The organism is Sphingobium wenxiniae (assembly GCF_007830065.1).
Taxonomy (GTDB): Bacteria; Pseudomonadota; Alphaproteobacteria; order Sphingomonadales; family Sphingomonadaceae; genus Sphingobium; species Sphingobium wenxiniae.
The window spans coordinates 1-8,546 of sequence record NZ_VLKK01000042.1; the positions used below are offsets into that span (position 1 = coordinate 1).

Annotated in this window: 6 protein-coding genes and 2 pseudogenes; 4 read left to right on the forward strand and 4 right to left on the reverse strand. The window is 59.3% G+C overall.

Features of this window, described 5'->3' with window-relative positions:
• Positions 1–245 precede the first annotated feature (245 nt).
• Complete coding sequence (locus tag IQ35_RS20110) at positions 246–2,801, forward strand: TonB-dependent receptor (RefSeq protein WP_145076028.1); 2,556 nt, start codon at positions 246–248, stop codon at positions 2,799–2,801.
• Positions 2,802–2,933: 132 nt separating this feature from the next.
• Positions 2,934–3,360, forward strand: a pseudogene (locus IQ35_RS20120) (transposase); the annotation flags it as partial.
• Between the two features lie 18 nt (positions 3,361–3,378).
• Here the strand turns inward: IQ35_RS20120 and IQ35_RS20125 are convergent.
• Both IQ35_RS20125 and IQ35_RS20130 read right to left on the reverse strand, forming a co-directional pair.
• The gene (locus IQ35_RS20125) at positions 3,379–4,761 is read right to left on the reverse strand and encodes an ISNCY family transposase (RefSeq protein WP_145076031.1); all 1,383 of its coding nucleotides are present in this window, start codon (positions 4,759–4,761) and stop codon (positions 3,379–3,381) included.
• A 144-nt stretch (positions 4,762–4,905) separates the two neighbouring features.
• Entirely contained in the window at positions 4,906–5,472 is a 567-nt protein-coding gene (locus IQ35_RS20130) for a hypothetical protein (RefSeq protein WP_145076034.1), read from the reverse strand.
• Between the two features lie 136 nt (positions 5,473–5,608).
• Here IQ35_RS20130 and IQ35_RS20135 point away from each other — a divergent pair, with 136 nt between their 5' ends.
• Positions 5,609–6,517 carry a tyrosine-type recombinase/integrase gene (locus IQ35_RS20135; RefSeq protein ID WP_145076037.1) on the forward strand — a complete coding sequence of 303 codons (909 nt, stop codon included), beginning with the start codon at positions 5,609–5,611 and terminating at the stop codon, positions 6,515–6,517.
• A 26-nt stretch (positions 6,518–6,543) separates the two neighbouring features.
• On the opposite strand, the gene IQ35_RS20140 is transcribed toward IQ35_RS20135, so the two are convergent.
• The gene (locus IQ35_RS20140; RefSeq protein ID WP_200894572.1) at positions 6,544–7,707 is read right to left on the reverse strand and encodes an ATP-binding protein; all 1,164 of its coding nucleotides are present in this window, start codon (positions 7,705–7,707) and stop codon (positions 6,544–6,546) included.
• Between the two features lie 194 nt (positions 7,708–7,901).
• Here IQ35_RS20140 and IQ35_RS21665 point away from each other — a divergent pair.
• Positions 7,902–8,124: pseudogene (locus IQ35_RS21665) on the forward strand (hypothetical protein); the annotation flags it as partial.
• A gap of 6 nt (positions 8,125–8,130) precedes the next feature.
• Here the strand turns inward: IQ35_RS21665 and IQ35_RS20150 are convergent.
• The coding region (locus IQ35_RS20150) for a hypothetical protein (protein ID WP_242003426.1) at positions 8,131–8,546 on the reverse strand (416 nt) is incomplete at its 5' end.

Genomic DNA, 8,546 nt, shown 5'->3' on the forward strand with positions numbered 1-8,546 from the left:
CCATGGGCATGCTCAACCACCATTTCGCAGCAGCCGCCTGATCGGCGCAGAGCGACAGCCTACCTCTGACTGCCGCCAATCTTTGCAACAGAGCCCTGCCAGCCTTCTTCGCAACGCTATTACAGCAGTGGAGGTCAGAAGACAGAGTCAGGTACCACAGCGACGTGACCGTCAAATATAATATCTAATATATGGCGCCGTAGTCATGGCGAACGTGTCATAAATGAAAAAGGGAGAGGGGTATCATGGAATTCCAATATAAGAGGGCGTGCGTCCGCGCACTGTTGCTTTCAGGTTCAGTAATGAACCTAGCATTCAATTGTGACGTTGCATCGGCTCAGTCCACAACAGCAGTCGATGAAGCTAGTCCGCCGGCTAATTCTCAAGATAATCAAGGCGACGTTTTTGGCGATATAGTCGTGACCGCTCAAAAGCGGGCTCAATCCACGCAGGATGTCGGCATATCAATCTCGGCTTTCAGCAATGATCAACTCCGGGCATTGGGTGCCACTGACGTAAAGAGCGTGGCTGCGCTCGTTCCCGGCTTCACCGTTGCAGCATCGAGCCGCAGCGCGCCGATTTACACAATCCGTGGCGTGGGGTTCAATACACCCAACGCATCATCCTCGTCGCCGGTTGGCATTTATTATGACGAAGTGTCGTACCCGTATCCCGCGATGACGGCAGGCCCGTCCTTTGACATGGAACGAATTGAGATACTCAAGGGGCCGCAAGGGACGCTTTATGGACGTAATACGACCGGTGGCCTTGTCAACAATATCGCCGAAAAACCGAGCGCGGAGAACAGCGGCTTCCTTCGCGTTGGAGGCGGAAACTATGGAAGCTATAATAGCGAAGGTGCGATTAATGGTGCTATCACCGACTCCCTGAACGGTCGTCTGTCGTTCGCTACAGAGCGTTCTACTAAAGGATGGCAGAAAAATATCACCGATGGCAGTCGCCTTGGAGAAGTCGATCGCGCCGGCGCCCGAATTCAGTTCGATTGGAAACCATCAAGCAAGCTGTCGTTCCTTATTGCCGGCAACTGGTGGCGCGACAAGTCGGACACCCAGGTCGGCCAAGTGGTCTCGGTATTTCCAAAGGCCGTCAATATGACGGTTACGCCGCAAAACTCCGCGAGTATTGCAAGTACACTCGATGGTCTGGGTCTCCCTGGGCAGGCGATCGTCAATCAGGCTTTCGTCCCCACAAATGCCAGCCAGGCGAAGTGGACAACCAAGCCCTTCTTTTTTCAAGGTACGGTTGGCGGAACCAAATATAATCCGGTCCCCATCAACCAGTACCGTCGTAACAATGAGCTATTCGCTCTATCCCTTCGCACGAATTGGGAAATTGTGGATGGGATCGATCTCACTGCTCTGACCGCTTATTCGCACTATCGTCAGGAGCAGGGCCAGGACATTTCCGGATGGGATATTCCGAACGCAATTTCCATAGATCGCGCAAAAATCGAGTCTTTTTCGCAGGAAGTTCGCCTGAGCGGCAAGACCGACAAGCTCAATTGGATCGCGGGCCTTTTTTATGCTCGTGACAGGACCAACGAAAATAACTCCAACTGGAGCCCGGTCGGAACGAACGTCGGGCCGCTTCGTCAACTTTCGGCGCAGGTGGTCGCTGCTCAAGGAGGAAGTCTCGCACAGCAGGAAGATGTGCTTTACGGCTTCACAGACTGGGCCGACACGATTCAGCAGACCGTCAATACAGCATCAATTTTCGGCCAGGCTCAGTACAAGGTAACGTCTCAGTTGGAGCTCACGCTCGGCGCTCGCTACACGCGCGATAAAGCACGTTTTGTGGGATGCACTCTCGATCAGGGCGACAACAGCATTGCTTCGGTCTGGAACGTCTTTTTCCGCGCCAACGGAATCGCTTCCAACGTCGCGCCAGGGGGCTGCGTTACCTATAATGGCGACCTGGAAGCTGCTGTCACGTCTGGCGGCACCATACCCATACCGCCGCAGGAACTCTCTCGTCAGAGCCTGAAGCAGGATAATTTCGCAGGCCGCGTAGGCGTCGATTTCCACATCGACCAACATAGCCTGCTCTACGCATCGTTCACGCGTGGTTTCAAATCTGGCGCGTTTCCCAATATTGATGCCAACGTAGCGACGCAATATGCTCCCGCAAAACAGGAGCGGGTCGACGCCTTTGAGGCAGGCTTCAAGCTGTCGCCTGCCGCTGGAGTGACGATCAACGGATCGGCTTTCTATTATGACTACAAAGATAAGCAGGTTTTTGGTGCCGTGCCGGATATTATCTTCGTTTACCTAAATAGAATTGTTAACATTCCAAAATCTCATCTATATGGCTTTGAAGGCGATGTATCGTTCAGCCCGGTAAAAGGGCTAACAGCTCGTGTCAGTGGAACATACATCAAGTCGAAGATAGACGAGTATTTTGGATTCGATCAGTATGGACGGCAGAATAACTTCGCAGGAACGGGTTTTGCGTTCACGCCGAAGGTGCAAATGAATGCCATGCTGAGCTATGGTTTCGACGTTGGTAGCAATTTCAACGCCCGGCTCACCGGTTCGGGTCGCTATTCAAGCAGCCAGCAGGCCGATCTGATCAATGACTCGTTCTTCAAAATCGCACCATACACGGTATTTGATACAAATATGAGTCTCGAAACAAATGACTCTAAGTATCAATTCAACATTTTCGTACGAAATCTGACGAATAAATACTATTGGACGAGCGTTCAGGGGCTCCAGGATAGCGTTGTACGATATGCAAATATGCCCCGCACTTGGGGGGGGGCGCTCACCGTACGGTTCTAGGGCGTGGTGACGACTTAATCATTTGAGCCATAGCATGATGTTCCGGCTGTTCCCCGTCCACACCAATGGCACAGATTTGAGGTTGGGAATTAGGGAGTGTTGGGGCTTCGTCGCAGTGACGAAGGAACGAAGATGAAGCCCCAACACTCCTTGAAAAAACCGCCGGCCAAGGTCCCTGCCGAGCGGGTAGTGAAGGACATCCGGCGGCAGACGCGGCGGCGGCATTTCTCGGCCGAAGACAAAATCCGCATCGTGTTCGATGGCCTGCGCGGTGAGGACAGCATTGCCGAGCTGTGCTGCAAGGAAGGCATTCCCCAGAGCCTGTATTACATCTGCTCGAAGGAGTTCATGGAAGCCGGCAAGCGCCGGTTGGCCGGTGACACTGCCCATGCTGCGACCAGCGGCGAGGTCCATGAACTGCGCCGCGAAGCCAGTGCCCTGACGGAAGGCGTGGCCGACCTGACGCTGGAAAACTGTCTGTTCAAAAAAGCATGATCGCGGATGGGGGCGACGACGAATGAAGTATTTCGGGTCGGAAAAGCTTGAGCGGACTCGCGTCCGCTCAAGCCCCGCGCGCTCAGGAAGCTGGCTGTCTCATTTCTGCCGGCTTCAATCGCGAACACAAAAATGAATGATCGTCGGGTTCCAGGATGAGCGCGGCAAACGCCTGAAACATATGCATGGGCTGGTCACGGCGGGCAGGGGCGTCGTTGTTGCGCTTGCGATGATGCGGCATAATCGCCTGCATCTGTCTGGCCAGCAACAACGCCGCGTCCAGATGCTTGTTCTCGACAATAGCAGGCTGGTTCACCTGCCGCATCTTGTCGAACTGACGATAGGGCAGGACATGGCCCTCATGCTCGATCTCCAGTCGGCCGTCGGGATATTCACAGACCGCCACCCGCTTGCGCGCCAGATCCAAGCTGACATCGTTCGGCTCCAGAATGAACATCGCCTTGTTGTAATGCAGCGTCAGCGCCGCCGTCACGGTCCGCTGCTCACGCCACACCATGATTGCGCGCAGATCATCATGCGGGGCGAGGGGGCGGTGCAGATCGCGGGCATCAAAGGCGGGGCGGGCAAACCTCTCGTTGTGCCTGGTCCTATAGCTGTCAAGAAAGGCGTTGGCGTCCTCGATCGAGGAAATGCCCTCCAGTCGCATCGCTTTGGCCAGGCGATCCTGCAAGGTGGCGTTGGCCCGCTCGACCCGGCCCTTGGCCTGCGGCGAGTTGGCGCAGATGATCTCGATGTTCAGAGCATCGAGCGCGCGACCAAAATGCGTCATCCCGTCGCCACGCGCGGCGCTGGCCCGCGCGTTCCGGAAAACACTGTGCTTGTCGGAATAAAAGGCCACCGGCTTGCCGTGCCGTTCGATATACGCGCGGGTCGCCTCCATGTAAGCGAAGGTGCTCTCGCTCTCGACCATCCTGAGGTGCATCAGTTCGCTGGTCGCGTCGTCGATATAGACCAGCAATGTGCATTGCGGGCCGCGGTCTTCGAACCACCAATGTTTTGAGCCGTCGATCTGGATCAGTTCGCCCCGACAATCCCGGCGGTAGCGCGGCTGATAGGGGCGAGGACGGCGAGCCTGACGATCCTTCCAAATCCCGGCCTCGATCATCATCTGCCGCAGCTTCTCACGCGAGATCCGGAGATCATGCCGTTCGGCCAAATACTCCGCAGCCAATGTAGGCCCAAAATCATGATAATGGGTCCGAACCAGTGCGACAATCTGATCTCTGATGGCATCATCCAAGCGCCGGTTACTTGGTCGACCACGGCGGCGCGACAAAAGCCCGGATGATCCATCGTCAAGGTAACGCGTCAGCAGTCGATGGGCGTGGCGGCGGCTGACGCTCATCAGCCTTGCGGCCTGGGTGACGGTCATGCGACCTGAAACCACATGCATCAGCGTCTCGACCCGCGAAAGCTCCTCGGTACTCATACGCAACACCGCCATGCTCAATACCTCCGAACAGCCGGAGGGCACGGTAGCCCAAGTGAGACATCTCTACTTTGCGCAACTGTGACATTTGAACGTTGCTGCTACACGCATCAAGATCGATAATAATAGTTATGTTAAATTTGGCGAATTCCGGTGCGATCAGAACGCTAGTTCTGCCTGTCTTGGAACCGCTCTCGGCTGCTCTTGTCTGCCGCCAATCAGGCCCCGCGCGGACCCTGCCAGAACATAGACGGCTTGGCGTTGCGCCCCGCGATTGTGATGATCGACGCAATAGCCCTGATAGTGCCGCTTGAGCAAGCCGACGCGCACGAGTTCGGATACCGCCCGGCTCACATTCGTTTTGCCCGACGCCCGCACTTGCTCACGGATGGCGTCATCGACGACCACCGTGGCCTTATCGGCATCTGCTGGTAATGCGCCTGATATCTCCAGATCGCTCCGTATCCGCTCTTCCAGGACAACGCGCCGAGGGTCACGCTGCCCCATCGGAGTCAGCGCATCGCAAAGCCAGTCACGCAAGGGAATGAGGGCGCCACCCTTGGCTACCAGCGGCCCGGCGCTGCCATCGGAACGGGAAACCTGTGCAATCAGATTGAGCACCACGAAGGCGTAGCGCGGTCGAGACGAGGACCGCGCAAGCATCTCCAACAACGACGGCATATCCAGTTGCGGGCGGCCGTCGCCGATGATCGGAGCGTGCAACATAACAGGATTGAACCAAGCACATATGGGGGGTGAAGTGAATCCCCTTTGGCCGCAGATTTCGTCATTTTGTCGGCTGTGACACTTTGCCCTGAGGTGCCGCACCGCGCGCGTGCGCGCTATCGACGCCGACGCGGAGATGGTCGCGGGCTGGGTGCGCGCGCTGGCGGGGATCGATGCCTCGACCGAGAAGGTGCGCGCAGCCGCGACGATCGCGCGCTACCTTGTCCATGTCGGCTGGGCCTATCGCATGGCCGGGCTCGACGACCCCACCGCCGCGCCCCTGGTCCGGATTGAGTTGAAGGCGGCGCGCAAGACGCTCGGCACCCGCCAGCGCCAGGCGCGGGCGCTGCGCTTCAAGGGCGACATCGCCGACCTCGACAGCCCGGCGAGCGGCGTCTGCCTCGCGCACCTGCTGAAAGCCTGCCGCCGCGACTTGCTTGGGCTTCGCGACGAGGCGCTACTGCGCGTCGCCTATGACAGCGGTTGCCGGCGCTCGGAGCTGGTCGCGATCATGGTCGACGCGATCGAGGGTCCGGACGGGGAGGGGGCGGGCACCCTGTTCATTCCCGAAAGCAAGACCGATCGCGAACGCGAGGGCGCGGTTGCCTATCTCTCGCCGGCGACGATGCGCGCGATCGCCCGTTGGCGCGACGCCGGCCATATCGACACGGGCGCTCTGTTTCGCCGGGTCGAGACGCATTTCGACGGGTCGGTGCGGACGGTGGGGCAGGGGCCTTTGCACCCCAACAGCATCACGCTGATCTACAAGCGGCTGATCCGGACCGCGTTCGATCGGAAGTTGCTGGGAGAGATGAGCGAGGCCGAGCTGCAGCGCTGGCTGAAAGCAGTGTCGAGCCATTCAATCCGGGTCGGGGTCGCGCAGGACAATTTCGCGGCGGGCGAGAGCCTGCCCGCGATCATGCAGGCCTATCGCTGGCGCGATCCCAAGACGGTGATGCGCTACGGCGCCAAGCTCGCGGCGAAAAGCGGGGCAAGTGCGCGGATGGCGGCGCGGCTGTCGGCATCGGCCACTGGGGAGAGCTGAGGATCCCTCGCAGCCGGCTGTGGTCGTCAGCCCCAGAGGCTGGAGAGCGGTGCTGCGGCCAGGCGGTCGCCGAAGGCTATCGTCTGCTCATGATCGTAGAGCACGGCGCCGAACGCAAAGCGTTGCCCCGTCGCAGCGGCGAGTTTGCGCAGGCCCGAGAAATCCTCGGAGCGGACCGTCGCGGACGCCTTGACCTCCAGGCCGACGATCCGCCCGTCCCGGTCCTCGAGGACGATATCGACCTCATCCAGCTCCTTGTCCCGAAAGTGGCTCAGCGAGAAGCGGTCGTCGGACCAGCCCGTGAGCTTGAGGATCTCCGAGAACACGAAGGTTTCGAGAATGGCGCCGAAACGGGAGCGATCCGCCGCCACCTTTTCGGGTGTGAGGCCGGTGAGCGCGGCCAGCAGGCCTGAATCGAGGAAATGCAGCTTGGGTTTCTTGGTCAAGCGCTTGAGGGCGTTATTGTGCCAGGGCGGCAAGGTCCGCACGAGAAACAGCTGCTCGAAGATCCCGGTATATTTCTGGGTCGTCACATGATTGAGATCGAGACCGGCGCCGACACCCGCGTGGTTGATCAATTGTCCGGCATGAGCGGCAAGCGCCCGAAGCAGGCGCGGCATGCGGTCGAGCTGGTCGACGTTGGCGATGTCGCGGACGTCTCGCTCGACCACGGCCTCGACATAGTTGTCGTACCAATCCTGGCGTCGGGTCCAGCTTTTGCGCGCGACGGCCTCCGGATAGCCGCCGGCCAGCACCAGATCGACGAGGTCGCCGCCGAGCCGCAGCGTTCCGGGTTCCGGCGCTCGCCCGGCGAAGAGGGACTCGAGGAAGCGCGGTGCTGGCTGCGCAAGAATCTCGGATTGGGCGAGCGGTAAGAGGCGGATGATTTCCATCCTGCCCGCAAGCGAGTCCGCTATGCGGGGCAGCGTCATCAAATTGGCCGAGCCGGTTATGAGGAAGCGGCCGGGGCGGGGATCCCGATCGACGCTTTCCTTGATGGCCAGAAGCAGATCGGGTGCGCGCTGGACCTCGTCGATGATCGCCTGGTCAAGCCCGCGCACCAGCCCGGCCGGATCGGATTTCGCGGCAGACAGGGTCGTCGCGTCGTCAAGCGTCAGATAGGTCCGGGATTTCTCCGCGAGGGAGCGGGCGAGGGTGGTCTTGCCTGCTTGCCGGGGTCCGGCCAGCATGACCACCCTGGTATCCTGCAGGGCCTCATGGACGCGATGGGTTGCATGACGAAAAAGCATGGCGGTCTGAAGCCCAATCAGCACCTAAATGAAAGAGTGTGGGCGTCTATCTGAAATTATCTCCACGGCCAAATGAAATTGCACTTGAGGCCGCGAAGCCTCGCCCGTCGGTCGCCGGCGACACCGGGTGCGCCCGCTCGCTCAAAGCGGTGTCGAGCCGTTCGATCCGCGTACGCATCGCCCGGGACAATTTCACTGACGGCGATCATGCAGGCGTATCGCTGGCACGATCCGAAGACCGTGATGCGCTACGGCGCGAAGCTTGCAGCGAAAAATGGAGCGAGCGCACGGCTGGCGATGCGGTTTTCCGCGGCGCAACAGCGCGGGTGCTGCCTGTGGTCGGGAGGTGTTGGTTGATCGGTCCTAGCGCAGGAGGCGGAGCGCGACATCGCGATAGCTCAGAGGATGAACATTGTCCTCTGAGCGAAAGCGCATCAGATCGAGCGTCTCATCGCCGAAGGTCGCCGCGACAGAACTGACCGTGTAAGCTTGGGCGCGCGCATAAGGCAGCAACCAGATGACACGCTTCGCCGAAACGCTCGTTCGGATTTTCAGGAGCTTATTGAGAAGTCCCTGACCGGCCATATCATTTGATCCTATCGCAAAGATCGATGTCCCGTAGCGCTTGGCTGGCCGCCGCCAAGCAAGGATCTGGGCTGCAGTGGCGCGCTCGGTTGCCTGGACATCGCACTGCTGGGCGTAGCGGGCATTGATCGCCCGCGCCGTGCCGACGCCAGTGCTATCACCCAGGATAAGGCATTCGAACATGCGCGATCGGC